The sequence below is a fragment of the Vibrio sp. 1CM23M genome (assembly GCF_023161755.1).
Classification (GTDB): Bacteria; Pseudomonadota; Gammaproteobacteria; order Enterobacterales; family Vibrionaceae; genus Vibrio; species Vibrio coralliirubri.
In genome coordinates this window covers 97,826-124,756 of record NZ_JALNTR010000004.1, presented here as the reverse complement: position 1 = coordinate 124,756, position 26,931 = coordinate 97,826, and the positions used below count along the sequence as shown (strand labels likewise).

The 26,931-nt window shown below is 45.2% G+C and carries 23 protein-coding genes; 21 read left to right on the top strand and 2 right to left on the bottom strand.

Annotation, left to right across the window (positions count from 1 at the left end):
- Positions 1–81: 81 nt before the first annotated feature.
- Positions 82–2,703: a bifunctional uridylyltransferase/uridylyl-removing protein GlnD gene (glnD, locus tag MSG35_RS14810; RefSeq protein ID WP_248384433.1), complete on the bottom strand. Its 2,622-nt coding sequence runs from the start codon at positions 2,701–2,703 to the stop codon at positions 82–84.
- 139 nt (positions 2,704–2,842) lie between these two features.
- Complete coding sequence (gene map / locus MSG35_RS14805; RefSeq protein ID WP_248384431.1) at positions 2,843–3,721, bottom strand: type I methionyl aminopeptidase; 879 nt, start codon at positions 3,719–3,721, stop codon at positions 2,843–2,845.
- Positions 3,722–4,178: 457 nt separating this feature from the next.
- On the opposite strand from map, the gene rpsB reads away from it, so the two are divergent.
- The 21 genes from rpsB to MSG35_RS14700 all read left to right on the top strand — a co-directional run bounded on the left by rpsB (position 4,179) and on the right by MSG35_RS14700 (position 26,891).
- Entirely contained in the window at positions 4,179–4,910 is a 732-nt protein-coding gene (rpsB, locus tag MSG35_RS14800; protein WP_032547152.1) for a 30S ribosomal protein S2, read from the top strand.
- Between the two features lie 138 nt (positions 4,911–5,048).
- On the top strand, positions 5,049–5,894 hold the full coding sequence (tsf, locus tag MSG35_RS14795) for a translation elongation factor Ts (RefSeq protein ID WP_048606678.1): 846 nt from the start codon (positions 5,049–5,051) through the stop codon (positions 5,892–5,894).
- A gap of 150 nt (positions 5,895–6,044) precedes the next feature.
- Complete coding sequence (pyrH, locus tag MSG35_RS14790) at positions 6,045–6,776, top strand: UMP kinase (protein WP_017630771.1); 732 nt, start codon at positions 6,045–6,047, stop codon at positions 6,774–6,776.
- A gap of 98 nt (positions 6,777–6,874) precedes the next feature.
- Positions 6,875–7,432 carry a ribosome recycling factor gene (frr, locus tag MSG35_RS14785; protein WP_017060741.1) on the top strand — a complete coding sequence of 186 codons (558 nt, stop codon included), beginning with the start codon at positions 6,875–6,877 and terminating at the stop codon, positions 7,430–7,432.
- A gap of 98 nt (positions 7,433–7,530) precedes the next feature.
- Positions 7,531–8,283 carry an isoprenyl transferase gene (locus MSG35_RS14780; protein ID WP_017063364.1) on the top strand — a complete coding sequence of 251 codons (753 nt, stop codon included), beginning with the start codon at positions 7,531–7,533 and terminating at the stop codon, positions 8,281–8,283.
- Positions 8,284–8,298: 15 nt separating this feature from the next.
- Positions 8,299–9,141: a phosphatidate cytidylyltransferase gene (locus MSG35_RS14775; protein WP_048606675.1), complete on the top strand. Its 843-nt coding sequence runs from the start codon at positions 8,299–8,301 to the stop codon at positions 9,139–9,141.
- A 51-nt stretch (positions 9,142–9,192) separates the two neighbouring features.
- Positions 9,193–10,401: a 1-deoxy-D-xylulose-5-phosphate reductoisomerase gene (ispC, locus tag MSG35_RS14770; RefSeq protein ID WP_050619941.1), complete on the top strand. Its 1,209-nt coding sequence runs from the start codon at positions 9,193–9,195 to the stop codon at positions 10,399–10,401.
- Positions 10,398–11,756 carry a sigma E protease regulator RseP gene (gene rseP / locus MSG35_RS14765; RefSeq protein ID WP_248384428.1) on the top strand — a complete coding sequence of 453 codons (1,359 nt, stop codon included), beginning with the start codon at positions 10,398–10,400 and terminating at the stop codon, positions 11,754–11,756. The genes ispC and rseP overlap by 4 nt, the downstream gene beginning before the upstream one ends.
- A gap of 48 nt (positions 11,757–11,804) precedes the next feature.
- A complete protein-coding gene (bamA, locus tag MSG35_RS14760; RefSeq protein ID WP_248384427.1) occupies positions 11,805–14,210 on the top strand; it encodes an outer membrane protein assembly factor BamA in 2,406 nt (801 codons plus the stop codon).
- 27 nt (positions 14,211–14,237) lie between these two features.
- Positions 14,238–14,738 carry an OmpH family outer membrane protein gene (locus MSG35_RS14755; protein ID WP_017063367.1) on the top strand — a complete coding sequence of 167 codons (501 nt, stop codon included), beginning with the start codon at positions 14,238–14,240 and terminating at the stop codon, positions 14,736–14,738.
- A 5-nt stretch (positions 14,739–14,743) separates the two neighbouring features.
- Positions 14,744–15,775, top strand: coding sequence for a UDP-3-O-(3-hydroxymyristoyl)glucosamine N-acyltransferase (gene lpxD / locus MSG35_RS14750; RefSeq protein ID WP_248337065.1), 1,032 nt, complete (start codon positions 14,744–14,746; stop codon positions 15,773–15,775).
- 93 nt (positions 15,776–15,868) lie between these two features.
- The gene (gene fabZ, locus MSG35_RS14745) at positions 15,869–16,321 is read left to right on the top strand and encodes a 3-hydroxyacyl-ACP dehydratase FabZ (protein WP_009847408.1); all 453 of its coding nucleotides are present in this window, start codon (positions 15,869–15,871) and stop codon (positions 16,319–16,321) included.
- A 1-nt stretch (position 16,322) separates the two neighbouring features.
- Positions 16,323–17,111: an acyl-ACP--UDP-N-acetylglucosamine O-acyltransferase gene (gene lpxA / locus MSG35_RS14740; protein ID WP_017632525.1), complete on the top strand. Its 789-nt coding sequence runs from the start codon at positions 16,323–16,325 to the stop codon at positions 17,109–17,111.
- A 129-nt stretch (positions 17,112–17,240) separates the two neighbouring features.
- Positions 17,241–18,437 carry a lipid-A-disaccharide synthase gene (gene lpxB / locus MSG35_RS14735; RefSeq protein WP_050619939.1) on the top strand — a complete coding sequence of 399 codons (1,197 nt, stop codon included), beginning with the start codon at positions 17,241–17,243 and terminating at the stop codon, positions 18,435–18,437.
- 33 nt (positions 18,438–18,470) lie between these two features.
- A complete protein-coding gene (gene rnhB, locus MSG35_RS14730; RefSeq protein ID WP_017063371.1) occupies positions 18,471–19,091 on the top strand; it encodes a ribonuclease HII in 621 nt (206 codons plus the stop codon).
- Positions 19,092–19,204: 113 nt separating this feature from the next.
- On the top strand, positions 19,205–22,684 hold the full coding sequence (dnaE, locus tag MSG35_RS14725; RefSeq protein ID WP_248384425.1) for a DNA polymerase III subunit alpha: 3,480 nt from the start codon (positions 19,205–19,207) through the stop codon (positions 22,682–22,684).
- Positions 22,685–22,729: 45 nt separating this feature from the next.
- Positions 22,730–23,689, top strand: coding sequence for an acetyl-CoA carboxylase carboxyl transferase subunit alpha (gene accA, locus MSG35_RS14720; protein WP_017060731.1), 960 nt, complete (start codon positions 22,730–22,732; stop codon positions 23,687–23,689).
- Positions 23,690–23,813: 124 nt separating this feature from the next.
- Positions 23,814–25,148 carry a tRNA lysidine(34) synthetase TilS gene (gene tilS / locus MSG35_RS14715; RefSeq protein ID WP_248337058.1) on the top strand — a complete coding sequence of 445 codons (1,335 nt, stop codon included), beginning with the start codon at positions 23,814–23,816 and terminating at the stop codon, positions 25,146–25,148.
- Positions 25,149–25,194: 46 nt separating this feature from the next.
- Complete coding sequence (locus MSG35_RS14710; RefSeq protein ID WP_170791809.1) at positions 25,195–25,518, top strand: cytochrome c; 324 nt, start codon at positions 25,195–25,197, stop codon at positions 25,516–25,518.
- A gap of 130 nt (positions 25,519–25,648) precedes the next feature.
- A complete protein-coding gene (gene glnB, locus MSG35_RS14705) occupies positions 25,649–25,987 on the top strand; it encodes a nitrogen regulatory protein P-II (protein ID WP_017063373.1) in 339 nt (112 codons plus the stop codon).
- A 61-nt stretch (positions 25,988–26,048) separates the two neighbouring features.
- A complete protein-coding gene (locus MSG35_RS14700) occupies positions 26,049–26,891 on the top strand; it encodes an endonuclease/exonuclease/phosphatase family protein (RefSeq protein WP_248384424.1) in 843 nt (280 codons plus the stop codon).
- The last annotated feature ends 40 nt before the right edge of the window (positions 26,892–26,931 follow it).

Sequence of the window (26,931 nt, the reverse complement as noted above, 5' to 3'; positions counted from 1 at the left end):
CACTTATTTGGTTATTAAAGCTGTTCCTAGAGCTAAACTTGTTTCCTAGTCATAACTTACTTCTAGCACTAAATTAGCTTTCTAAGGTGCGAGTTCTGAAACATGCTCAGTTAATCTTTCTCTTAGCGCTTGTTCCTGTTCTTCAGACAGTCTTCCTCCCGCGTCACTGGTCAGAATAAACAAATCTTCAGCTCTCTCACCTATGGTGGTGATTTTCGCACCGTGTAAGTTGATGTCTAATTCTGCAAAGGTTGCACCGACTTGAGCCAACAACCCCGGCGTATCAAGAGCTCTTAACTCCATCAAGGTGCGTTTCTTACTCTTGGTTGGTAGGAACTCAACTAAGGTTTTCACCTTGAAATGCTGCAAGTTACGTGGCGTACGACGAGTCTTAATCTTAGTTGGGCGGCCATCAGCCAGAACATGAGTTAGATGCTTAGCGACGGCTTTGTGTCTTGCTTCATCAATCGCTTCGCCGTGCTGATCCAGTACGATAAAGGTATCCAAAACGTGGCCATCTTTACTGACCATGACTTGTGCGTCGTGAACGTTAAAGTTGCGTCTGTCGAGCTCGGCAACCACGGTCGCAAAAAGTGCCGCTTGGTCTCTACAGTAAACGAATACTTCTGTACCACCACGTGTCGCTTTTTTGCTGATCAGTACGAGTGGTTGGCTTGGGTCTTCTAGGCGAAGTAGGTGCTCACAGTGCCAAGCGATTTGCTTGTGTGTGTGACGTAAGAAGTAGTCGGCTTTGAAGCGTTGCCATAACACTTCAATTTCACGAGCGGTGAATCCCTCTTTACGCAGCAAAGCTGACGCCATTTGTTGGTTATGACGAATACGATCTCTGACATCGACAGGGTTTTCTAATCCGCGGCGTAGTGCTCGCTGAGTAGAGTGGAATAGCTCTGCTAACAGCGTTCGCTTCCAGCTGTTCCATAGCTCTGGGTTAGTTGCACAGATATCGGCAACCGTTAGGCAAACCAGTAACTCGAGTGATTCTTCATCACGGACCTTTTTTGCGAATTCAGTGATTACATCAGGGTCGTAAATATCACGACGTTGAGCGGTTACAGACATCAACAGGTGGTTTTGTACCAACCACGCGACTTGTTTTGCTTCAGGTTTTGATAACCCGTGTTCAATACAGAAAGAGTATGCCTCAACAGCACCAATCTCTGAATGGTCTCCACCGCGGCCTTTGCCGATGTCGTGGAAGATAGCCGCCAGAATCAGCAGCTCTTTCTTCTGCACGCGTGGGTACACTTCACAACAGATAGGGTGCTTGTCGTGGTTATCAATTTGGCCAAAACGGTTAATGTGCTTGAGCAGGCGAATACTGTGCTCATCCACCGTGTATACGTGGAATAGGTCAAACTGCATCTGGCCAACGATCTGGCTCCACTGTGGTAAGTACGCTGAGAGCACGCCTAGCTTATGCATTAAGCTAAAGGCTTTGTGTAGTGCATTTGGGTGGCGAACTAGATCCATGAACTTGTCACGAGCTTCAGGAATAGTATGCAGGAAGCGGTTTAATCGGCGACGTGCCGTTCGCAGTTGTCGCAATGTTGGTGGGCTTACCCCTTCGATAGTCGAGTCATTAGCGATATGGATAAACATATCGAGAATCGTTTCTGGTCTAGCTTGGAATAGAGCTGGCTTGCGCGCTTCGATCAGTGAGCCACGGCGCTGGAAGTCGTTGTCGAGAATCTCAGCGTCTTGAGTCTGGCCACCATTGATGATTGCTTGATCGAACAATTTAAGCAGCATTTTGTTGAGCTCGGCAACGCGACGAAGTGTTCGGTAGAACTCTTTCATCATCATCTCAACGCCACGGTTACCTTCGCCAGTATAACCCAAATGTTCAGCGACTTGAGCTTGGTGGGCAAAGGTGAGGCGGTTGTCGTAACGGCGCAGCTCTATGTGCAGTGCAAAACGAACACGCCATAAGAAATCTTGGCACTCAACTAACTCACGATACTCAGCATCGGTTAGAAAACCGTACTTGCTCATCTCTAACAAAGAGGTCGCACCGAAGTGGCGACGCGCTACCCAGCTCAGGGTATGGATGTCTCTGAGTCCACCTGGAGTCGATTTAATGTCCGGCTCTAGATTGTAAGTGGTGTCGTGGTAGCGAGCATGACGTTCTCTTTGTTCTTGAATCTTAGCCTTGTAGAAGGTTTCACTTGGCCAAAATGAATCGGAATGAATTTTCAGCTTTAGTTCTTGAAAAGTGTCTTCACTACCACACAGCAATCGAGACTCTTGCAGGTTGGTTGCAACGGTTAAATCATCAATACCGATATCAAGACATTCGGCAATGGTACGTACCGCGTGACCAACTTCGAGTCTCAAATCCCAGAGTAGGGTGATGAACTGGCTGACTTTTTCGCCAAGTGCTGGTGGCAATGTTTTTTGCGAGACGATAAGGATATCAATGTCGGACAAGGGGTGGAGTTCACCACGGCCATAACCGCCTACAGCGACGAGTGAAATATGAGGCAGTTTGTTGAATCCGAAATTTTCCCACAAACGATTGAGAAGTAAATCCATGTATTCGGAGCGCAGTAAAACCAAATCGGTGACGGGGTGGTGGTTAAGAAATTCATTTTTTTGATACTGCGTGAAGATATCGAGCTGATTTTTTAATTCGCAGATTTCAATTTGTTCGTCATTGAACGTAAGAGGGCATTGATAAGGCATAGTCTGCTATCCGTGCAAGCAAATGAGAATAGTAAACAATTTAACAGAAGCTGATGGAAAATCGAAATTGAGCGGATAAAAAAATATCCTCGACAAGGCGAGGATATTTTTAAAAGTCTGAAGCGTTCAGTTTGATGAACTAAGCGTTCTTCATGATACGTGGGATCGTATCGTCGCTGCGTAGTGTTAGTACTTCACAACCTGTATCTGTCACAACCAGTGTGTGTTCCCACTGCGCCGAGTTTTTGCTGTCTGCTGTGTACACTGTCCAGCTATCTTGGTCATCAAGACGGCAGCCAAACTTACCCGCGTTGATCATTGGCTCGATAGTGAAACACATGCCTGCTTTTAGCACGGTGCGATCGCTGTTCTTGTAGTGAACCACTTGTGGATCTTCGTGGAATTCAGAACCAATGCCGTGACCACAGTAATCTTTAACAATAGAGAACTTAGCGCGTGGGTTGTTCTTGTTGTTTGTTTTGATGTACTTCTCGATAGCAGTACCGATTTGACCAAGTTGAACACCGGGCTTAACTTGGCGCATGCCTTCGTAAAGTGCTTCTTGAGCAACCATGCACAGACGCTTGTTTGCTGGTGAAACCTCACCCACTAGGAACATCTTAGATGTGTCACCGTGGTAACCTTGTGGACGAACGCTTAGATCAGCGTTTTCGTCATCAGGAATGATTACCGTGATATCAACGTTAAGAATGTCGCCATCTTTTAGTACCGCCGGTTTGAATTGACCTGTGCTGCCAGTCTCATCTTGTGATGCTGGAATCCCGTGGCACACAATGTGGTTGATAGACGTACAGATTGACTTAGGGAAACCGTGGTAATCAAGTGGTGCTGAGTATGCGCCTCTTTCTAGAGCGTACTCGTGACAGATTTGGTTTAGCTCTTCTGTCGTTGTACCTACTTGGATGTGAGGTTCAATCATCTCTAGAATTTCAGAAGCCAGCTTGCCGGCGACGCGCATTTTTTCAATTTCTTCAGCAGTTTTAATTTTTACAGCCATTGCATATCTCTTAATTTGGTAGCACCTAAGTGTGCATATTGGGGCTATTCTATCAGTGCAGCATTTTAGCGCAACATTCCCATGTCCATACATTGCTGGTGGATACTGCTCAACGTGAGTGAATCGTGATCGATTTATTGAGCCTGAAGTGAATGAATAGCGACACTATTTATAGGTGAAATTCGCCGATAGGGATCAGTATAGCAGTCGCCATTTTTAGAATTTTTTCTAGCCATAGATAGACAAAATATGGTATAAAGCGCGCCGGACATCAGGACTGTTTTCTCCAATTGGCGAAACAAGCTTTATGTTCACTAACTTATTTCTTTAAATCACACACATTCCGACACATGTTCCGGGGTGCCTCAACAACACAGATAACGGCTGAAAAGTGGTTAGTTGTTAGGGGTCGGATTCATGGGGGATGTGGAGGCCTAACCCCATAGAGGATTTTAAAATGGCAACTGTATCAATGCGCGATATGCTTAAAGCTGGTGTTCACTTCGGTCACCAAACTCGTTACTGGAACCCAAAAATGAAGCCATTCATCTTTGGTGCTCGTAACAAAGTACATATCATCAACCTAGAAAAAACTGTACCAATGTTCAACGAAGCTCTAGCTGAAATCGCTAAAGTTGGCGAGAAGAAAGGTAAAGTTCTTTTTGTTGGTACTAAGCGCGCTGCATCTGAAGCTGTTAAAGAAGCTGCTATCAACAGCAACCAGTTCTACGTTAACAACCGCTGGTTAGGCGGTATGCTAACGAACTACAAAACTGTTCGTCAGTCTATCAAGCGTCTGAAAGAACTTGAAGCGCAAGCTCAAGACGGTACTTTCGACAAGCTTACTAAGAAAGAAGCTCTAATGCGTACTCGTGAAATGGAGAAGCTAGAGAAATCTCTTGGTGGTATCAAGAACATGGGCGGCCTTCCAGACGCTCTATTCGTAATCGATGCTGATCACGAACACATCGCAGTTAAAGAAGCAAACAACCTAGGTATCCCAGTTTACGCTGTAGTTGATACTAACTCTAACCCAGACGGCGTTGACTTCGTTATCCCAGGTAACGATGATGCAATCCGTGCAGTACAGCTTTACCTAAACGCTGCTGCAGACGCGGTTAAAGAAGGTCGCAACAAAGATGTTGCTGCTGTAGCTGCTGAAAAAGACGGTTTTGTAGAAGCTGAATAATAGCGGCTCTGAGCCATATTTAGTTCACATTAAGCGGTCATAATCGATGGCTTAACGGACTGAATACAGTCAATATCAGGGGCCAATTAATTAGGCCCCTGTTTTTTATCTTTTTTAGAATTTACTGAGGAATAGAGAATGGCAACTGTAACTGCAGCTCTAGTTAAAGAACTTCGTGAACGCACAGCTGCGGGCATGATGGAATGTAAAAAAGCGCTTGTTGCTGCTGAAGGCGACATCGAGCTAGCAATTGAAAACATGCGTAAATCTGGCGCAGCAAAAGCAGCTAAGAAAGCTGGTAACGTTGCTGCTGAAGGCGCAATCATCATCAAAGAAGCAAACGGCGCAGCTGCTCTTCTTGAAGTTAACTGCCAAACTGATTTCGTAGCTAAAGATGCAGGTTTCCTTGCATTCGCTAACGAAGTTGCTGAAGTTGCTCTAGCAGAACGTCTAGAAATCGCTGATCTTCAAGCTAAATTTGAAGAAGCGCGTATCGCACTAGTAACTAAAATCGGTGAAAACATCAACATCCGTCGCGTACAATTCGTTGAAGGTGTTGCACTAGCTTCTTACCGTCACGGCGAGAAAATCGGTGTTGTTGTTGCTGGTGAAGGCGAAGCTGAAACTCTTAAGCACGTTGCAATGCACGTTGCTGCATCACGTCCTGAGTTCCTAAACCCAGAAGACGTACCTGCAGACGTAGTTGAGAAAGAAAAAGCAGTTCAAGTTGAAATCGCTATGAACGAAGGCAAACCAGCTGAAATCGCAGAGAAAATGGTTGTTGGCCGTATGAAGAAATTCACGGGCGAAATCTCTCTAACTGGTCAAGCTTTCATCATGGAGCCTAAGCAAACTGTTGGCGCTATCCTTAAAGAGAAAGGCGCTTCAGTATCTAACTTCGTACGTCTAGAAGTTGGTGAAGGCATCGAGAAAGCAGCTGAAATGAGCTTTGCTGACGAAGTTGCAGCGGTACAAAAAGGTTAATCCTTAGCGTATTGTTTGAAAAGAGACCGTGGCAAATGCTGCGGTCTTTTTATGAATAGTGAATTATTTTTTAGCTGTTATGAATGCAAACTGAGCTATTCAGTTTTTATCCATGACTGTTAATCATCAACTCTTTGGAAGGTAAACTCCATGACTACGAACCCTAAACCGGCGTATCAACGTATTCTGTTAAAACTTAGCGGTGAAGCACTACAAGGCGAAGAAGGTTTTGGTATTGACCCTACGATCCTTGATCGTATGGCTCAAGAAGTGAAAGAATTGGTTGAACTAGGTGTTCAAGTAGGCGTTGTTATCGGTGGCGGTAACCTTTTCCGTGGTGCAGGCCTTGCTGAAGCAGGTATGAACCGCGTTGTTGGTGACCACATGGGTATGCTTGCAACGGTAATGAACGGCCTTGCAATGCGTGACGCTCTTCACCGTGCTTACGTAAACGCACGTGTAATGTCTGCAATCCCTCTTAAAGGTGTGTGTGACGACTACAACTGGGCAGACGCAATCAGCCAACTACGTCAAGGTCGCGTTGTGATCTTCTCTGCTGGTACTGGTAACCCATTCTTCACTACGGATTCTGCTGCATGTCTACGTGGTATCGAAATCGAAGCTGACGTAGTTCTAAAAGCGACAAAAGTAGATGGTGTATTTACTTCTGACCCTGTAGCAAACCCAGACGCAGAGTTGTATGATACGTTGTCTTACAACACGGTTCTTGATAAAGAACTTAAAGTAATGGACTTGGCTGCATTTACGCTAGCACGTGATCACAAAATGCCAATCCGTGTATTTAACATGAATAAACCAGGCGCACTACGTCGCGTGGTTATGGGTGAAACTGAAGGTACATTAATCAGCGACGCTGACTAATTTTTCGGGCTTACTGAGGTGTTATACCTTGGTAAGCTTATCCTTATCACTCCAAATAAAAAGCTTTCTTGAAGAAAGAACATAATCAAGGTGAAATTGTGATTAACGAAATCAAAAAAGACGCTCAAGAGCGCATGGTAAAAAGTGTTGATGCACTAAAAAACAGCCTACAAAAGATTCGTACAGGCCGTGCGCACCCGAGCCTACTTTCTGGTCTTACTGTTGAGTACTACGGTGCTCCAACGCCTTTGACTCAAGTAGCTAACGTTATCGCTGAAGATGCACGTACACTAGCTATTACAGTGTTTGATAAAACACTGACTCCTCTAGTTGAAAAAGCAATCCTGACATCTGACCTAGGCCTAAACCCTATGTCTGCGGGTACAGTTATCCGTGTTCCACTTCCACCGCTAACGGAAGAGCGTCGTAAAGACCTAGTTAAAATCGTTCGTGGCGAAGCTGAAGGTGGTCGTGTTGCTATCCGTAACATCCGTCGTGACGCGAATGGCGATCTAAAAGCACTTCTTAAAGATAAAGAAATCTCTGAAGATGAAGATCGTAAAGCACAAGACGAAATTCAAAAGCTAACTGACGCTGCGGTTAAGAACGTAGACGAAGTTCTAGCTGTTAAAGAAAAAGAGTTGATGGAAGTTTAATTTTCCATATTCTTTTCTTTCCGGAAAAACGCTGTACTCACGGTGCAGCGTTTTTTTATGCTACTCTGTTCGACTATTAGAATTTGATTCACTCTTTTATGCATAATTCTCAAGCGTTCACAGACTCTCTTCCTAAACACATTGCTATCATTATGGATGGTAATGGTCGCTGGGCAAAAGCTCAGGGCAAGCCTCGCGTCTTTGGCCATAAAAACGGCGTTCAAGCCGTTCGTAAAACTATCTCTTCTGCAGCCAGACTTGGCATTAAAGCCGTTACTCTTTTTGCATTTAGTAGCGAAAACTGGCGTCGTCCTGAAGAAGAAGTCGGTATCTTGATGGAACTGTTTATTTCAGTGCTGTCGAGTGAAGTTAAAAAGCTTCATAAAAATAATCTACAACTTCGTGTTATTGGTGATAAAAGTCGTTTCAATGATCGACTACAAAAGAAGATAGAAGAAGCGGAAGCTTTGACTAGCACCAATACCGGTATGGTTATTAATATTGCAGCTAACTACGGCGGTAAGTGGGATATTCAGCAAGCAATGACCTCTATTGCTCAACAGGTAAAGTCTGGCGATATTAATGTAGATGACATTGATGAAGCTATGATTACACAGCACCTGACCATGGCAGATATTCCTGAAGTCGATTTGCTTATCCGCACCAGTGGCGAATGCCGCATTAGTAATTTTATGCTTTGGCAGTTGGCTTACGCCGAAATGTATTTCACTGAACAATTCTGGCCAGACTTTAATGAAGACAGCTTAGTAGAAGCTGTGACTTGGTTTGTAAACCGTGAGCGTCGTTTTGGATGCACCGGTGAGCAAATTAAAGCTCTGATGGACAGTTAATAAGGATTTTTTGGTTTGAAACAACGAATTATTACGGCGTTGATTTTAGCTCCCCTAGTTATTCTAGGTATTTTCGAGTTATCACTTCCTACATTTATTCTTTCACTAGCGGTAATCTCGCTATTGGGTTTTTGGGAGTGGACTCAGTTTGTTGAAAGCAAATCGCGTTATTTAGCGTTGATTCCAACGGTTGTGGTTAGTGCTGCAAGTTTTGCTTTTATCCCTTTTGATGCATTTAGCCTTAATAACTTGTCTACTGCTCACTACGCTATTCTAACGATTGGCTCAATTTGGTGGGTAATCGCGAGTGGCATGGCGGTGACTTATCCTAAGTCTATGCCTGCATGGAAAGACTCTTCTCTTCTTCGTCACGCCTTTGGTGTGTTGACTCTGCTGCCATTCTTCTGGAGTGTGGTTATCCTGCGTGCTAACGGTATAGATGTTGATCCTTACCACGGTGCAAAACTGGTGATGTTTGTTTGCTTGCTTGTTTGGGCGGCGGATAGCGGTGCTTATTTTTCAGGAAAGAGTTTTGGTAAGCGTAAAATGGCACCAGCGGTAAGCCCGAATAAGACGATTGAAGGTCTTATTGGTGGCATTATTACTGCGGTGATCGTGGCTTGGATCTTTGCTGACTTGTTTGACATCCAATTCACAAGCCCACTTCACATGATTGTTATTACCCTTGTGACCGTTGTTATTTCTGTTCTAGGTGACCTTGTTGAAAGCATGTTTAAGCGTGTTTCTGGGGTGAAAGACAGCAGTAATCTGATTCCTGGTCATGGTGGTATACTAGATAGAATAGATAGCTTAACGGCTGCATTCCCTGTCTTTGCTCTGCTTTATTTAGCATTCTAATAAAAAAGGGCAGTGATTCTGCCCTTTATTACATTTCTACGGTCATATGTGATGCGAAATCTAACTATCCTTGGCGCCACCGGCTCAATTGGTGCAAGTACACTAAAAGTCGTTGAGCAAAACCCAGATCTCTATTCAGTGGTTGCACTGGCTGCAGGCTCGAATGTTGAAAAGATGCTGGCGCTAGTTGAAAAGTGGCAACCAAGCTATGTTGCTATGGCTTGCCCTGATGCAGCGTCTCAACTGACTGAAGTGTTGTCCGCGAGTTACCCTAACGTAAAAGTGCTTTCAGGCACTGAAGGCATGTGTCAGGTTGCTTCTCTAGAGGACGTAGACACGGTAATGGCCGCGATTGTTGGTGCCGCTGGTTTACTTCCTACTATGTCTGCGGTTAAGGCTGGTAAGCGTATCTTGCTTGCTAATAAAGAAGCCTTAGTAATGTCTGGGCAGTTGTTTATCGATGCAGTAGCAAAATACGGCGCTGAACTACTTCCAGTTGATAGTGAACATAATGCTATCTTTCAATGCTTGCCTCAAAACGTACAAACTAACCTAGGCCGTTGTGATTTAGAAGAGAACGGTATCAACCATATTCTTTTGACTGGTTCGGGTGGTCCTTTCCGTTATACGGACGTTGCTGAGCTGGAGTCGGTAACACCAGAACGAGCTATCGCACACCCTAACTGGTCTATGGGTCCTAAGATCTCGGTCGATTCCGCGACTATGATGAATAAGGGCTTAGAGTACATTGAGGCTAAATGGTTATTTAATGCGTCTCAAGAGCAGTTGAAAGTGATTATTCATCCTCAGTCTGTGATTCATTCTATGGTCCAGTACAAGGATGGCTCTGTGCTTGCGCAAATGGGCGAACCTGACATGGCGACGCCAATCGCTTTGACGATGTCTTACCCTGAGCGTACAGAAGCGGGTGTTAAGCCTCTGGATTTCACCAAAGTGGGCGAGCTTACTTTCCTTGAACCAGATTTTAGCCGTTACCCATGTTTAAGATTAGCGATTGAAGCTTGCTACCTAGGTCAGCACGCTACAACCGCAATTAACGCAGCAAACGAAATTGCAGTCGATGCTTTCTTGAACAATCGAGTGAAATTTACCGATATTGCCGTCATTAACGAGCATGTTATGAGCAAAGTATGTGAACAACATAACTCTGAGGGCTTAGATAGCTTGGAAAGCCTTCTCGAGCTCGATAATATGTCTCGTCAAATAGCCAATCAATTTATTAAAGAGCAGCTAGCATGAGTGGAATTCTGTGGAACTTCGCATCCTTTATTGTAGCGCTTGGTATTCTGGTCGCTGTTCATGAGTTTGGACACTTCTGGGTTGCTCGTCGCTGTGGTGTGAAAGTTGAGAAATTCTCGATTGGTTTTGGCAAATCAATCTGGAGCAAAGTTGGCCGTGATGGCACAGAGTACAGCTTGTCTGTCATTCCATTGGGCGGTTACGTTAAGATGCTTGATGGTCGTGTAGACGACCTTTCTGAAGACGAACAACAATACGCTTTTGATAAGAAGCCATTGTGGAAAAGAACGGCGATAGTTGGTGCAGGTCCCGCGTTTAACTTTATCTTTGCCGTCTTTGCGTATTGGCTTGTATTTTTGATTGGCGTGCCGGCGGTTAAACCCGTAATTGGTGAAGTTACTCCGCAATCTATTGCTGCACAAGCCGGAATTGAAACTGGAATGGAACTTAAATCTATTTCGGGAATCAAAACCGCAGATTGGGAATCAGTCAATATGGGGTTGATATCGCATATTGGTGATCAGTCCATGACAGTAACGGTTTCTTCTCAAGACGATATCGGCTTTGAACAACAGATGACATTGGATATTTCAGACTGGTCATTCAATCCAGAAACTGAATCTGCAATGACAACGCTGGGCTTTAGACCATATTCTCCAGAGATATCGACAGTGCTCGCTCAAGTCATTGATGACGGTGCGGCATACGATGCAGGGGTAGAAGCTGGCGACAAAATTGTTGAGATTAATGGGCAGCCTATTGAACAGTGGCAGTCGGTTGTTGAGTTAATCCGTTCAAACCCGATGACAGCCTTGGACCTTGTAGTTCTGCGAAATGGAACTGAACAGTCATTAGTTATGACGCCAAAAAGCCGCGAGCTTTCTGATGGTTCCACAATCGGCTATGCAGGTATTGCTCCAGAAGTCGCAGAATGGCCAGAAGATTATCGCTTTGAGTTACAATTTGGTGTAATTGAGTCTGTAGGAAAAGCATTTGATAAAACAGGTCAAATCATTGGTTTGACGCTGACAATGCTTAAGAAGCTCATCGTCGGTGATGTTGGCTTAAATAACTTGAGTGGCCCGATTTCAATAGCCAAAGGTGCAGGGACAACCGCCGATTACGGTTTGGTTTACTTCTTAGGCTTTTTGGCTCTGATTAGTGTTAACTTGGGGATTATTAATTTGGTTCCGCTGCCTATGCTTGATGGCGGACATTTGCTCTTTTTCGCTATTGAGGCCGTTACTCGTAAACCGGTGCCTGAAAAAGTTCAGGAAATGGGGTACAGAGTGGGAGGTGCAATCCTCTTCTCTTTGATGGCTCTGGCAATATTTAATGATTTTACTCGTCTGTGAATGGTTTCTCACAGGCATTGGTAGTAGCAAGGAATAATTAGAATAAGTATGGCGATTAAGCAAATTCTGTTCGCAAGTCTATTGGCCACTAGTGTGGCTGCGAATGGAGCACAAAACTTTGTGGTTCAAGATATCAAGATCGAAGGTTTACAGCGTGTTGCACTTGGTGCTGCTCTACTGAAAATGCCAGTGCGTATTGGCGATGAAGTGGATGAAAGCGATGTATCTGAGATCATTCGTGCACTGTATGCTTCAGGTAACTTCGAGGACGTTAAAGTTCTTCGCGATGAAGGTGTTTTAGTTGTTCAAGTGAAAGAACGACCGACCATCGCGAGCATTTCATTCTCGGGTAACAAAGCGATCAAAGAAGAGCAGCTTCAGCAGAACCTAGATGCGTCTGGTGTTCGTGAAGGTGAAGCTCTTGACCGCACTACGCTGAGTAACATTGAGAAAGGCCTTGAAGACTTTTACTACAGCGTGGGTAAGTACAATGCGACAGTAAAAGCGGTTGTGACACCTCTGCCACGTAACCGTTCTGACCTTAAGTTTGTGTTTACTGAGGGCGTATCCGCTAAGATTCAGCAAATCAACTTTATCGGTAATGAAGTCTTCTCAGACTCTGAACTGCTTAGTCGTTTCAATCTGAATGTTGATGTTGCATGGTGGAATTTCCTTGCGGATGAAAAATACCAGAAACAGGTCTTAGCCGGTGATATTGAAGCGCTGAAATCTTACTACCTTGACCGTGGTTACCTGAAGTTTAAGGTCGACTCTACACAAGTGGCGATCTCTCCAGACAAGAAAGGTGTTTACATCACACTTGGCCTTGATGAAGGCGAAGCTTATACGGTTAAAGATGTCTCTTTCCGTGGTGAATTAATCGGTCGTGAGGCTGACTTCGAAGCGTTAGTGCCATTTGAAGACGGCGATACTTATAACGGCTCTTCGGTAACGTCTTTGGAAGAGAACGTAAAACGAATTCTTGGTGAATCTGGCTACGCGTACCCACAAGTTCGCACGATTCCTGAATTTGACGATGAGACCAAAGAAGTGTCGTTGGTTATCAATGTAGAAGCGGGCAGCCGTATCTATGTTCGTGATATTCGATTTACGGGTAATAACTCAACGAAAGACGAAGTACTGCGTCGTGAAATGCGTCAAATGGAAGGCAGCTGGCTTAACTCTAAGTCAATTGATACCGGTAAGAGCCGTCTTAACCGTTTAGGTTTCTTTGAAACGGTTGATGTACAAACAGTGCGTGTTCCTGGCAGTGAAGACCAAGTTGATTTGGTCTACAACGTTAAGGAAGCAAACTCAGGCAGCATCAACTTTGGTGTTGGTTACGGTACTGAATCAGGTGTTAGTTTCCAAGTTGGTTTACAGCAAGACAACTTTGCGGGCTCTGGTAACCGTGTTGGCGTAAGTGCCATGATGAACGATTACCAAAAGAACGTGAGCTTAGACTACCGTGACCCATACTGGAACCTGGATGGTGTGAGCTTAGGCGGTAAGATCTTCTACAACGAATTTGAAGCCTCTGAAGCGGGTATTGTCGACTATACCAACCAAAGTTATGGTACTAGCCTTACATGGGGTTTCCCTATGGATGAGTTGAACCGTCTCGAGTTTGGTGTTGGCTATACGCACAACAAGATCGGTAACGTTCCGACCTATATCCAAGTTGAACAGTTCGCGAGAAGTATTGACCAATATGGCGACGAACACATTCTAACCGATGACTTCGACATCAATATCTCTTGGACGCGTAACAATCTTAACCGTGGTTTCTTCCCAACCGAAGGTAACCATCAACGTGCTTTTGCTAAGGTGACGGTACCCGGTTCTGATGCTCAGTACTTCAAAATGCAGTACGATGTAAAACATTACATCCCGCTGACCAAAAAGCATGAGTTCACACTATTGATGCGTGGCCGATTAGGCTATGGTAATGGTTATGGTCAAACAGATGGTAACGATAACTTGTTCCCATTCTACGAGAACTACTACGCAGGTGGTTTTACAACCCTACGTGGCTTTGGTTCTAACTCAGCTGGCCCGAAAGCCGTTTACGGAAGCAGCACAGGTAACAACCCAACCTATGATACCGCTACTGATGATTCAGTGGGTGGTAACGCGGTTGCTTTGGCAAGCTTAGAGTTAATTGTACCAACACCGTTTGCTTCTGATGAAGCGCGTAGCCAGATTCGTACCAGTGTCTTCTTCGACATGGCAAGTGTGTGGGACACAGAGTTCGTAGACCGTGGTGCACCGAATAGTGGTGGCCAGTACTACTACGATTACTCCGATCCAACAAATTACCGTTCATCTTATGGTGCAGCTCTTCAATGGATGTCACCGATGGGCCCACTGGTTTTCTCTCTAGCGAAGCCAATTAAAATTTACGAAGGTGATGATGAGGAATTCTTCACATTTACCATTGGTAGAACTTTCTAATATTTAAAGGACAATATTTTGAAAAATATGATTAAAGCAGCAGGTTTAGGCCTTGTAGTTCTTAGCTCTTCTTTCTTTGCAACAGCTGCTGAAGCTGCGCAAAAAGTGGGTTATGTAAACACTGCACAAGTATTCCAGGCTCTACCTCAGCGTGAAGTTGTTCTTCAAAAAATGCAGGAAGAGTTCAAAGATAAAGCGGCTGAGCTACAGAGCATTCAAGCTGAAGCGAAAACGAAGATTGAAAAGCTTAAGCGTGATGGCGAGCTACTAGGTCCTGAAGAAGTTGAGAAGCTTCGTATCGAAGTAGGCCAACTAGACAGCAAATACAAAATCAAAGCTCAAGCACTAGAAAAAGCAAGTCAACGTCGTGAAGCACAAGAGAAGCAGAAGCTGTTCAAAGTGATTCAAGATGCTGTAACTAAAGTTGCAGAGAAAGAAGGCTACGACATGATCGTTGATATTCAAGCTCTACAATACGGTAAGCCTGAATACAACATCTCTGAGCAAGTAATTAAATCACTGAAATAAGTTTTATGAAGAACCTGACTTTAGCCGAATTGGCAACGATTACTGGGGGAGAGCTACATGGAGACGGTACGATTACCGTCTCAGCAGTCGCTCCTATGGATAAAGCGCAAGAAGGCAACATTACGTTCCTTTCTAACGTGAAGTACAGCAAGCACCTAGGTGACTGTAAAGCATCCGCTATTATGGTTAAAGAGAGTGAGCGCGAACTGTGTAAGACCAACGTTATTGTGGTTAGTGACCCTTACGTTGCTTTTGCTAAGGTTGCTCAAGCGCTTGATACTACTCCTGCACCCGCAGCGGATATTGCTGATTCTGCTTCAATCTCTAGCGATGCAACCATTGGACAAAATGTGTCTATTGGTGCGAACGCTGTGATTGAGTCTGGTGCAGTACTTAGTGATGATGTGATCATCGGTGCTGGTTGCTTTATTGGTAAAAATGCAAAAATTGGCGCAGGCACTAAGCTGTGGGCTAACGTAAGTGTTTACCATGAAGTGGTGATTGGTGAAGCATGTCTGATTCAATCAAGTACTGTTATTGGCTCTGATGGTTTTGGTTATGCGAACGAGAAAGGCGAATGGGTTAAGATCCCGCAAGTCGGCTCGGTTCGCATCGGTAACCGCGTAGAAATTGGCGCGTGTACTACCATCGATCGCGGCGCATTAGATGACACAATCATTGAAGACAACGTTATCCTAGATAACCAACTTCAGATTGCTCACAATGTTCACATCGGATATGGTTCAGCTCTTGCAGGTGGTACTATCATTGCAGGCAGCACGACGATAGGTAAGTACTGTATTATTGGTGGCGGTTGTGTGATTAATGGTCATATTGAAATCGTTGACGGCGTTACAATCACCGGTATGGGGATGGTAATGCGCAGCATCACTGAGAAAGGCATGTACTCTTCGGGTATTCCTTTACAGCCAAATAAAGACTGGCGTAAAACAGCGACGCGAGTTCATCGTATTGATGAAATGAACAAGCGTTTGAAAACCGTTGAAAAACTTATTGAGAAGAGCGCGGAATCATAATTCCAGCATTTCTAATAAAAGGCTCGCGTACAGCGAGTCTTTTTCGTTTATAATCCTTCTAATTAAATAAAGAATATACATAGGAATACGACTTTGACTACTGAACAGACAACGATGAACATTACTGAAATTCAGGAACTACTACCTCATCGCTACCCATTCTTAATGGTTGATCGTGTGACTAGCTTTGAAAAAGAAAAAACACTGACCGCAATTAAGAATGTTTCTGTTAACGAACCTCAGTTCACTGGCCACTTCCCTCAGCTTCCTGTATTCCCAGGCGTGTTGATCTTAGAAGCAATGGCACAAGCAACAGGCCTTCTAGCATTCAAATCTTTCGGTGCGCCTTCTGGCAACGAGTTGTACTACTTTGCTAGCGTAGATAAAGCTAAATTCCGTAAGCCAGTAGTACCAGGTGACCAACTGGTTATCGAAGTTGAATTCTTAAAAGAGCGTCGTGGCATCGCATCGTTTAACGGTGTTGCTAAGGTTGATGGCGTAGTTGTATGTTCAGCTGAACTTAAATGTGCTCGTAGAGAGTTTTAATATGATTCATGAAACAGCGAAAATTCACCCGGCAGCAGTAATCGAAGGTGATGTAACTATCGGTGCTAACGTGACGGTTGGGCCTTTCACTTACATTGCTGGTAATGTGACCATTGGTGACGACACAGAAATCATGTCGCACGTTGTGATCAAAGGTCACACTACCATTGGCAAAGAAAACCGCATATTCCCACACGCTGTTATTGGTGAAGAAAACCAAGACAAGAAATACGGCGGTGAAGACACGACGGTTGTGATCGGTGATCGCAACGTAATTCGTGAAGCGGTTCAAATCCACCGTGGTACGGTTCAAGACAAAGCAACCACTGTAATTGGTGATGACAACCTACTTTGTGTTAATGCTCACGTAGCGCACGATGTTATTGTTGGTAACCATACTCACATTGGTAACAACGCTATTCTTGGCGGACACGTAACGGTTGGCGACTACGCTGGTGTTATGGCACTTTCTGCTATTCACCCATTCTGCTCAATTGGTGCTTACGCATACATTGGTGGCTGTTCTGCAGTTGTTCAAGATGTACTGCCGTACGTACTTGCACAGGGTAACCACGCGGCTCCATTCGGTCTTAACCTAGTGGGCTTGAAGCGTAACGGATTTGAAAAACCTGAAATTCGTGCACTACAGAAAGCGTACAAAGAGTTATACCGTTCAGGTAAAACACTTGAAGAAGCGAAAGCAGCTTTAGTTGAAATGGCAAAAGAGTTTACTTCGGTAGCGCCTATGCTTGAAATGCTAGAGAACTCTGAGCGCGGTATTATTCGTTAATACTCGATGTGGTTATGTACCAATCAATGTGAGTATGACAATAATTACTTCATCAGAATGGTATAACAAAAAGATCGCTACTCGTTAGGCGGTCTTTTTTGTTTTAGGCAACAAGGGAATTGGAAAACTATGGCACAGCAAGAAGCAGCAACCAATAGCTCGGACTTCGTTTCGAATGAACCATTGCGCGTAGGCATTGTTGTCGGCGAACTGTCTGGCGATACGCTTGGTGAAGGCTTTATCAAAGCGATCAAATCACAATACCCGAATGCTGAGTTCGTTGGCATTGGCGGGCCGAAAATGAAAGCCCTAGGTTGTGAGTCTCTTTTCGAGATGGAAGAGCTGGCCGTTATGGGCTTAGTTGAAGTGCTTGGCCGTTTACCTCGCTTGTTAAAAGTAAAAGCGGAGCTGGTTAAGTATTTCACTCAAAATCCACCCGATGTCTTTGTCGGTATCGACGCGCCCGATTTCAACCTAAGGCTTGAGTTAGACCTTAAGAACGCTGGCATCAAAACGGTGCATTACGTGAGCCCTTCAGTATGGGCTTGGCGTCCAAAGCGTATCTTTAAAATCGACAAAGCAACCGACTTAGTATTGGCTTTCTTGCCGTTCGAAAAAGCGTTCTACGATAAATATAACGTTGCCTGTGAGTTTGTTGGTCACACGTTGGCAGACGCGATTCCTTTAGAGCCTAGTAAACAAGATGCTCGAGAGCTGTTAGGTCTTGATCAAGACAAGCAGTGGTTAGCCGTATTGCCAGGCAGTCGTGGCGGTGAGATGGGGTTGATTGCTCAGCCATTTATCGAGACCTGCCAACGTATCAAGCAGAAGTATCCGGATATCAATTTTGTTGTTGCGCTCGTTAACGAGCAGCGTAAAAAGCAGTTTACTGAAATCTGGCAATCGACCGCACCTGAGCTTGAATTCACGTTAGTCGAAGATACGGCAACCAACGTGATTACCGCTGCTGATTCTGTGCTTTTGGCTTCAGGTACCGTGGCTCTCGAATGTATGTTGCTTAAACGCCCTATGGTGGTTGGTTACAAAGTAAATAAGCTGACGGGTTACATTGTTAAGAAATTGGCGATCACTGAGTTTGTGTCATTGCCGAATATTTTGGCCGGTGAAGAGATCGTGAAAGAGCATATTCTTGAAGAGTGCCACCCAGACTTTTTGTTCCCGTCTGTCGATAAAATGCTATCAGCCGATAACAGTGCCTTGATCGAACGCTTTACCGAGATGCATCACTGGATCCGTAAAGACGCAGACAAACAAGCCGCTAACGCAGTATTGAAATTGATTGACCGACCTTTTGTTGAAGCATAAAGCGCTTACCTACAGAACATTAAGAGATTAGTTATGGCAGTAAAAGAGAAAAAAGAGCTTCCTCCATTTGAATACCCGCAAGGTTACCAGCTGTTTGCTGGCGTGGATGAAGTAGGACGCGGCCCTTTGGTTGGCGACGTTGTGACTGCTGCGGTTATCCTCGATCCAAACAACCCAATCGAAGGCTTGAATGACTCAAAAAAATTATCTGAGAAAAAGCGTCTTGCGTTGCTTCCGGAAATCAAAGAGAAAGCTTTAGCGTGGTCTGTCGGTCGTTGCTCTCCACAAGAAATTGATGAGTTGAATATTCTGCAAGCGACGATGGTAGCTATGCAGCGAGCTATCGCAGGTTTGAGCGTTCAACCTGATATGGCGTTGATAGATGGAAACCGTGTCCCAGAACTGCCGATGGACGGCCTTGCGATAGTGAAGGGTGACTTGCGAGTGGCTGAAATCAGTGCGGCGTCTATTATCGCAAAAGTTGTTCGTGACCAAGAGATGGAAGATCTTGATAAACTTCATCCAGAGTTTGGTTTTGCTAAGCATAAAGGTTACCCGACCAAAGCGCATTTCGAAGCGATTGAAAAACATGGTGTAACCGAGCATTACCGCAAGAGCTTTAAGCCAGTAAAACGTATTCTTGGTATAGATTAGAGCTTTACGTTAACTAGAGCTTGGCATCGAATAAAGTTGCTAACTTGTATTAGAAAAAAATAGAATACACACAGTTGTAATCCTAGGCTCAAACCTAGAACTCAGGAAAAATAATGTCAGATCCAAAATTTGTTCACCTACGCGTACACAGTGACTTTTCGATGGTGGATGGCCTATCCAAGGTGCCACCACTAGTTAAAAAAGTCGCTGAAATGGGTATGCCTGCTCTAGCATTGACCGACTTTACCAACCTGTGTGGTTTGGTGAAGTTTTACGGTACTGCCCATGGGTGTGGGGTTAAACCTATTATTGGTGCTGACTTCTTGATGCAGTCTACGGAATTCGGTGACGAGTTGACCAAGCTCACCGTTATCGCAACGGACAATAAAGGTTATAACAACCTAACGCTACTTATCTCAAAAGCTTACCTTCGTGGTCACGTTCAGCATCAGCCTGTTATTGATAAAGAGTGGCTAATTGAGAATGCAGAAGGCCTGATCATTCTATCGGGCGCCAAAGAAGGTGAGATTGGTAAGGCGTTACTGAAAGGTAACCGTGATTTGGTTGCAAGCAGCGTCGAGTTTTACAAAACGTACTTCGCCGACCGTTTTTACTTGGAACTGATTCGTACCGGACGACCCGATGAAGAGTCATACTTACACTTTGCGTTAGAGCTTGCTGAACAGGAAGACCTGCCTGTTGTCGCAACCAACGAAGTGGTTTTCCTAACTGAAGACCTGTTTGATGCTCATGAAATCCGCGTGGCGATCCATGACGGTTTCACTATGGTCGATCCTCGTCGTCCTAAGAACTACAGCGCGCAGCAATACCTACGTAGTGAAGAAGAGATGTGTGAGCTGTTCTCAGACATTCCAGAAGCGCTAGAGAACAGTGTTGAGATTGCCAAGCGTTGTAACGTGACCGTTCGTCTGGGTGAATACTTCCTGCCTAACTTCCCTACGGAAGGTTTGGCGATTGAAGACTTCCTGATCAAGAAATCTGAAGAAGGTCTTGAACGACGTTTGGCGTTCCTGTTCCCTGACGAAAAAGTTCGCGCTGAGCGCAGACCTGAATACGATGAGCGACTCAAGATCGAGCTCGAAGTTGTCAATAACATGGGTTTTCCAGGTTATTTCTTGATCGTAATGGAGTTCATCCAGTGGTCAAAAGACAACGATGTACCAGTAGGTCCAGGGCGTGGTTCTGGTGCCGGTTCTTTGGTGGCTTACGCGCTTGATATCACCGATCTTGATCCACTTGAATACGATCTACTTTTCGAACGTTTCTTGAACCCAGAACGTGTCTCCATGCCCGATTTTGATATCGACTTCTGTATGGATAAGCGTGACCAAGTTATTGATCACGTGGCTGAAATGTACGGTCGTGATGCCGTTTCTCAGATCATCACCTTTGGTACCATGGCGGCAAAAGCGGTAATTCGCGATGTAGGCCGTGTACTGGGCCACCCATTTGGTTTTGTCGATCGAATTTCAAAGCTTGTACCGCCAGATCCGGGCATGACGCTAGAGAAAGCATTCCTTGCTGAACCTGCATTGCCAGAGCTTTACGATGGCGATGAAGAAGTTCGTGAGCTGATCGATAAGTGTCGTATCCTTGAAGGTTGTACGCGAAATGCCGGTAAGCACGCGGGCGGTGTTGTAATCTCACCCACCACGATCACCGATTTTGCGCCAATCTATGCCGATGCCGAGGGTAACTTCCCAGTAACGCAATTCGATAAGAATGACGTTGAAACGGCTGGCTTGGTTAAGTTCGACTTCTTGGGTCTGCGTACCCTGACCATCATCGACTGGGCGCTAGGGTTAGTGAACCCTCGTTTGGCAAAAGAGGGTAAAGATCCGATTCGAATTGAATCGATTCCTCTTGATGACCAAGCATCGTTCAACTTATTACAAAATTCTGAAACCACCGCGGTATTCCAGCTGGAATCGCGTGGTATGAAAGACCTGATCAAGCGCCTACAACCGGACTGTTTTGAAGATATTATCGCATTGGTAGCCTTGTTCCGTCCGGGTCCTCTGCAATCAGGCATGGTAGATAACTTTATCGACCGTAAGCACGGCCGAGAAGCGGTTTCTTACCCTGATGAAACGTGGCAGCACGAATCGCTTAAAGAGACACTGGAGCCAACGTACGGCATCATCCTGTATCAAGAACAGGTAATGCAAATCGCACAGATCCTTGCTGGCTATACGCTTGGCGGAGCGGATATGTTGCGTCGTGCGATGGGTAAGAAAAAGCCAGAAGAGATGGCTAAACAGCGTGGTACCTTCAAAGAAGGTGCTGAAGCCAATGGTGTTGATGGCGAGCTGGCCATGAAGATCTTTGACTTGGTAGAGAAATTTGCGGGCTACGGCTTTAACAAATCTCACTCCGCAGCGTACGCACTGGTTTCTTATCAAACGCTATGGCTGAAAACGCACTACCCAGCGGAATTTATGGCTGCGGTAATGACGGCAGATATGGATAACACCGAGAAGGTTATCGGCCTTGTTGATGAATGTTTCCGTATGAAGCTCAAGCTTTTGCCACCAGATATCAACTCAGGTCTATACCGTTTCAACGTGGATGAAGATGGCGCGATTGTTTATGGTATCGGCGCGATCAAAGGGGTGGGTGAAGGCCCTATTGAAGCGATCATCGAAGCGCGAAATAAGGGTGGTTACTTTAAAGACTTATTCGACTTCTGTGCACGCCTTGATCTGAAGAAGGTTAATAAACGTGTTATCGAAAAGTTGATTCTATCCGGAGCCTTAGATAGATTAGGTCCTCACCGAGCGGCGATGATGGCATCTTTGAAAGATGCGGTGAAGGCGGCGAGCCAACATCACCATGCCGAGTCTTTTGGTCAATCTGATATGTTTGGTGTGTTGACCGACGCTCCGGAAGAGGTTGAGCACAAGTATACCCAAGTGCCTAAATGGCCTGAGAAGGTTTGGCTTGAGGGTGAGCGTGAAACGCTTGGCTTGTATTTAACGGGTCACCCGGTTAACGCTTACATCAAAGAGTTAGCGAAATACACCAGCTGTCGTTTGAAAGATGCCACGCCAACGCGTCGTGACCAATCACTAACGATTGCCGGTTTGGTGATTGCAGCGAGAGTGATGACGACGAAGCGTGGTACGCGAATCGGTTTGATGACACTTGATGACCGTTCGGGCCGAATGGAAGTGATGTTGTTCTCGGATGCGCTCGATCGCTACGCAGAACTGCTCGAAAAAGACAAAATTGTGGTCGTTTCCGGACAGGTCAGCTTTGATGATTTCAATGGCGGGCTTAAAATGTCCGCGCGCGAGGTCATGGACTTAGGAAGCGCCCGTGAGAAATATGCTCGTGGGGTGTCGATATCTATCGACCAATCCCAAATTAACGGTCAATTTTTTGAACGCTTTAGTCAAATCTTAGAACCTTATAGAGCCGGAACGGTCCCAGTCAATGTATACTACCAGCGTGCCGACGCTAGAGCGCGGTTAACATTGGGCACAGAATGGCGCGTGACGCCAAGTGATACATTGCTAGACGAATTAAAACAGCTGCTTGGAAATAGCCAAGTAGAACTCGAATTTAACTAAAATTTAGCTTCGCGAATGCGGAGCTGAATCAACAAGGATTCATAGATGAGCCTGAACTTTCTAGAATTTGAAAAGCCTATCGCTGAACTTGAAGCAAAAATCGAAGCGCTACGTGACGTTTCGCGTCACGGTGGTGACACAGCGGTAGATCTAGACAAAGAAATCGAACAACTAGAGAAAAAAAGCTTAGAGCTTAAACAGAAAATCTTTAGTGACTTAGGTGCATGGCAGGTAGCTCAACTTGCTCGTCACCCTCAACGTCCTTACACCAAAGATTACCTGGAGCATGCATTCACAGAGTTTGAAGAGATGGCGGGCGATCGCGCTTACGCTGACGACAAAGCTATTGTGGGTGGTATGGCTCGTCTAAATGGCCGTCCTGTTATGGTTATTGGTCACCAGAAAGGTCGTGAGACTAAAGAGAAAGTGATCCGTAACTTTGGTATGCCAAAGCCAGAAGGTTACCGTAAGGCGCTACGTCTAATGGAAACTGCTGAGCGTTTCAACATGCCTATCATCACTTTCATCGACACAGCGGGCGCATACCCAGGTGTTGGTGCTGAAGAACGTGGTCAATCTGAAGCTATCGCTAAAAACCTAAAAGTGATGGCTGGCCTTTCAGTTCCTGTTATCTGTAACGTTGTTGGTGAAGGCGGTTCTGGTGGTGCACTAGCGATTGGTGTTGGTGACTACGTGAACATGCTTCAGTACTCTACGTACTCAGTAATCTCTCCAGAAGGTTGTGCTTCAATCCTATGGCGCGATTCAGATAAAGCACCACAAGCTGCTGAAGCGATGGGCCTGATTGCTCCTCGCCTTAAAGAGCTTGAGCTTATCGACGAAATCATTCCTGAGCCTCTAGGTGGCGCGCACCGCGACCCTGCACAAACGGCTCAGAACATGAAAGACATGTTAGTTAAACAGCTAGAAGAGCTAGAGCAGTTTGATAACGAAACGCTGCTTGAGCGTCGTTACCAGCGTCTAATGAGCTACGGCTACTGCTGATAAGTTGCCTTAGCGATAAGGCCAGCTATACGAACAAGTTGATGAAAGGGTTGGACTCAGTGCCAACCCTTTTTTATTATTAAAACATTATCCCTTCACACACGACCTCTGGTTTATTAGCCTCATGACACACTTAATTGATACCTTCACATCTGTACTTGATCAAAGCGCGCTTAAGCCTTGCCGGTTGCTCGTCGCTTTCAGTGGTGGTGTCGATTCACGAGTTTTGTTGGAGTTGGCTGCCCAATTCGCTAAGTCCCATCACATCGAGTGCTGTGCGGTACATGTTCATCATGGCTTAAGTAACAATGCTGATCACTGGGCAGAGCAGTGCCAAGCATGGTGTGATGCTTTGTGGGTACCTTTGTTCATTGAACGAGTCTCGCTAGATATCAGCCGTGGAGAAAGCGTTGAAAAGCTGGCTCGAGACGCGCGATACCAAGCCTTTAAAAAGCATATTAGACAAGGCGATGTGTTAGTGACAGGCCAGCACATTGATGACCAAGTCGAGACTTTCTTGTTAGCGTTGAAGCGTGGCAGTGGTCCGAAAGGGCTCTCTTCGATGGCGAAAGTGATGCCGTTTGCTGATGCTCATATTGTTCGCCCACTGCTATCGGTAACTCGAATCGAGATTGAAGCAGCAGCTCACGACATGGGCTTAACTTGGGTAGAAGATGAAAGTAATCAGGACGTGCGTTTTGACCGCAATTTTATCCGTCATCAAGTGACTCCGGTGCTGACTGAGCGTTGGCCTAGTTTTCGAGAATCGGTCAGTCGCAGCGCTCAGCTATGTGCAGAGCAAGAGTTACTGTTGGATGAGTTGCTTGAGTCTCACTTACAGCAAGCTTTGGGAGATAGCCAGAGCTTAAGCATTGAGGCGTTATTCCAACATTCAGACTTGTTACGAGCACGACTGATAAGAATGTGGCTTAGCCATTGTAATCAACCGATGCCAAGCCAAAAGCAGCTCAAACTTATATGGGATGAGGTGGCATGCGCTCAGGCGGACGCTAATCCTAAGCTGGTGTTGAATGAGGTTGAGGTTAGACGTTTTAATCATCAGCTCTATGTCGTCAAAGAGACCAAAGACTTGTCGAACTGGCAAAGTGATATCTCGATGGAAGAGAGCTTAGTTTTGCCTGACGGTTTAGGGGAACTACACTTAACTTCAGCGGCGAGTGATGGTGTATCTAACCACTGTGATGCGCAACATTTTAGTCTCAACACAACGAGAGGAACACTGCGAGTGATCTTTAACCCTGAGGGATTGTCAGCACACCCTGTTGGGCGCGGTCATAGCAGGAAGCTTAAGAAGTTGTTTCAAGAGTACCAAGTACCCAGTTGGTTAAGACGCAGAACGCCGATATTAATTGATGGCGATCGAGTGATCGCTGTTTTAGGCTTATTCGTAGATAAAAACTACGAAGGTCAAGATTGTGAAGCGCTTTGGAGCAAGTAGAAAAAGTTTGTGTCACAATTCACCGTCACTTTAATAAAAATAATTAATGGAATATGCAATGAAGAAAATTACACTAGGATTAGTTCTTGGATTTGGACTATTGAGTGGTAACGCACTGGCGGCTGATGTCGCTGCGGGTCAAGCTAAAGCAGCAATCTGTGCGGCATGTCATGGTGCAGACGGTATCGCAGTGATCCCTGGCTATCCAAACCTTAAAGGTCAAAACGAGCAATACATCGCTTCATCAATTAAGGCCTATAAGAACGGCCAGCGCACCGGCGGTTTGGCCGCTGTCATGCAGGCTCAAGCTTCAATGCTGAGTGATGAAGACATCGCGAATCTAGCCGCTTACTACGCAAGCCTTAAGTAAAACCTTCTCAAAGCGCTGATTAAACAAGATGATAAATTTCGAGCCAGAGCTTTAAAGCTCTGGCTTTTTTCATTGAATGTTTACTATAGCTAACCGATAATGAGCCATTCGCACAGTTTAAGGGATGAACATGAAAAAGATTGAAGCCATTATCAAGCCATTCAAACTTGATGATGTACGTGAAGCACTTGCAGAAGTGGGTATTACGGGTATGACAGTATCTGAAGTTAAAGGCTTTGGACGTCAAAAAGGTCATACTGAGCTATACCGCGGCGCAGAGTACATGGTCGACTTTTTACCTAAAGTGAAACTAGAAATCGTTGTGACCGACGAAGTGGCTGACCAATGTGTTGATACCATCATCGAGACGGCTCAAACAGGTAAAATCGGTGACGGTAAGATCTTCATTACTGAAGTTGAACGTGTGGTACGTATTCGTACTGGCGAAGAAGACGAAGACGCCGTATAAAAAAACTATTACCCTAAAAGGAGCGTTTATCGCTCCTTTTTCATTTCTGGTAGGGTGTTGTATGTTTAAGAAAACCATCATTGTTATCACGCTATTGATAACGCTTGCTGTCGTTAGTTTTCATTTTATCTTCGTGATCCCGAATAAACCCAACCTGATCACTTCCTCTCAAAGTACCAGTAACGACATCTACAGCTGCTACCAAAACTCTGCACCGAAAGCGATTGATGTGTCTGATGGCTTAGACATTACGGTGTGGAATATCTATAAGCAAAACCGAAATAATTGGCAGGGTGAGTTAAATAAGCTGTCGGCAGGTAGCGATTTAGTCTTGCTGCAAGAAGCGAGTATGACAGAAGGACTTCGCCAATGGGTAACGAGCGGACAGTGGGGTAGCACTCGTGTGAATGCGTTTGAGGCGTTTGAGCAAAGTGCAGGGGTACTCAACCTAGCAACTCATTTACCGATTGAAGCGTGTGCTTATACTCATGAAGAACCTTGGCTTCAACTGCCTAAATCCGCGCTTTGGTCGCGTTACCAACTAAGTAATGGCGAAGAGCTGGCTGTGATTAATATCCACGCTGTGAACTTTACCTTTGGTACGGAAGATTATGAAGCTCAGCTCAAGAGCTTAACTGATAATCTGCAAAAGTATCGTGGACCTGTTATTTTTGCCGGGGATTTTAATAGCTGGAGTGAAGCTCGCTTTGCTGTATTGAAAGATGCGTTGGAGAAGGTTGGTTTGACGGAAGTTACCTTTGAGCCAGATAACAGAACTCAGTTCATTACAGGACTGGTGCTCGACCACGTGTTCTATCGAGGGCTAGAGGTAGAAAAAGCAAAAGCGCCCATTACGGACGCTTCTGATCACAACCCTATGCGAGTGACCTTTAAGGCTAAATAGTGATTAGCTATTAGTCATTGGAACTTAACCATTCGCACGG

Excerpts from the sequence above, each read along its gene's own strand:
- rseP (WP_248384428.1), top strand. The coding sequence starts at position 10,398 with ATGAGTGGAATTCTGTGGAACTTCGCATCCTTTATTGTAGCGCTTGGT.
- lpxA (WP_017632525.1), top strand. The coding sequence starts at position 16,323 with ATGATTCATGAAACAGCGAAAATTCACCCGGCAGCAGTAATCGAAGGT.
- MSG35_RS14755 (WP_017063367.1), top strand. The coding sequence starts at position 14,238 with ATGATTAAAGCAGCAGGTTTAGGCCTTGTAGTTCTTAGCTCTTCTTTC.
- lpxD (WP_248337065.1), top strand. The coding sequence starts at position 14,744 with ATGAAGAACCTGACTTTAGCCGAATTGGCAACGATTACTGGGGGAGAG.
- map (WP_248384431.1), bottom strand. The coding sequence starts at position 3,721 with ATGGCTGTAAAAATTAAAACTGCTGAAGAAATTGAAAAAATGCGCGTC.
- pyrH (WP_017630771.1), top strand. The coding sequence starts at position 6,045 with ATGACTACGAACCCTAAACCGGCGTATCAACGTATTCTGTTAAAACTT.
- accA (WP_017060731.1), top strand. The coding sequence starts at position 22,730 with ATGAGCCTGAACTTTCTAGAATTTGAAAAGCCTATCGCTGAACTTGAA.
- ispC (WP_050619941.1), top strand. The coding sequence starts at position 9,193 with ATGCGAAATCTAACTATCCTTGGCGCCACCGGCTCAATTGGTGCAAGT.
- MSG35_RS14700 (WP_248384424.1), top strand. The coding sequence starts at position 26,049 with ATGTTTAAGAAAACCATCATTGTTATCACGCTATTGATAACGCTTGCT.
- rnhB (WP_017063371.1), top strand. The coding sequence starts at position 18,471 with ATGGCAGTAAAAGAGAAAAAAGAGCTTCCTCCATTTGAATACCCGCAA.
- tsf (WP_048606678.1), top strand. The coding sequence starts at position 5,049 with ATGGCAACTGTAACTGCAGCTCTAGTTAAAGAACTTCGTGAACGCACA.
- glnD (WP_248384433.1), bottom strand. The coding sequence starts at position 2,703 with ATGCCTTATCAATGCCCTCTTACGTTCAATGACGAACAAATTGAAATC.
- rpsB (WP_032547152.1), top strand. The coding sequence starts at position 4,179 with ATGGCAACTGTATCAATGCGCGATATGCTTAAAGCTGGTGTTCACTTC.
- dnaE (WP_248384425.1), top strand. The coding sequence starts at position 19,205 with ATGTCAGATCCAAAATTTGTTCACCTACGCGTACACAGTGACTTTTCG.
- lpxB (WP_050619939.1), top strand. The coding sequence starts at position 17,241 with ATGGCACAGCAAGAAGCAGCAACCAATAGCTCGGACTTCGTTTCGAAT.
- MSG35_RS14710 (WP_170791809.1), top strand. The coding sequence starts at position 25,195 with ATGGAATATGCAATGAAGAAAATTACACTAGGATTAGTTCTTGGATTT.
- glnB (WP_017063373.1), top strand. The coding sequence starts at position 25,649 with ATGAAAAAGATTGAAGCCATTATCAAGCCATTCAAACTTGATGATGTA.
- MSG35_RS14780 (WP_017063364.1), top strand. The coding sequence starts at position 7,531 with ATGCATAATTCTCAAGCGTTCACAGACTCTCTTCCTAAACACATTGCT.
- bamA (WP_248384427.1), top strand. The coding sequence starts at position 11,805 with ATGGCGATTAAGCAAATTCTGTTCGCAAGTCTATTGGCCACTAGTGTG.
- tilS (WP_248337058.1), top strand. The coding sequence starts at position 23,814 with ATGACACACTTAATTGATACCTTCACATCTGTACTTGATCAAAGCGCG.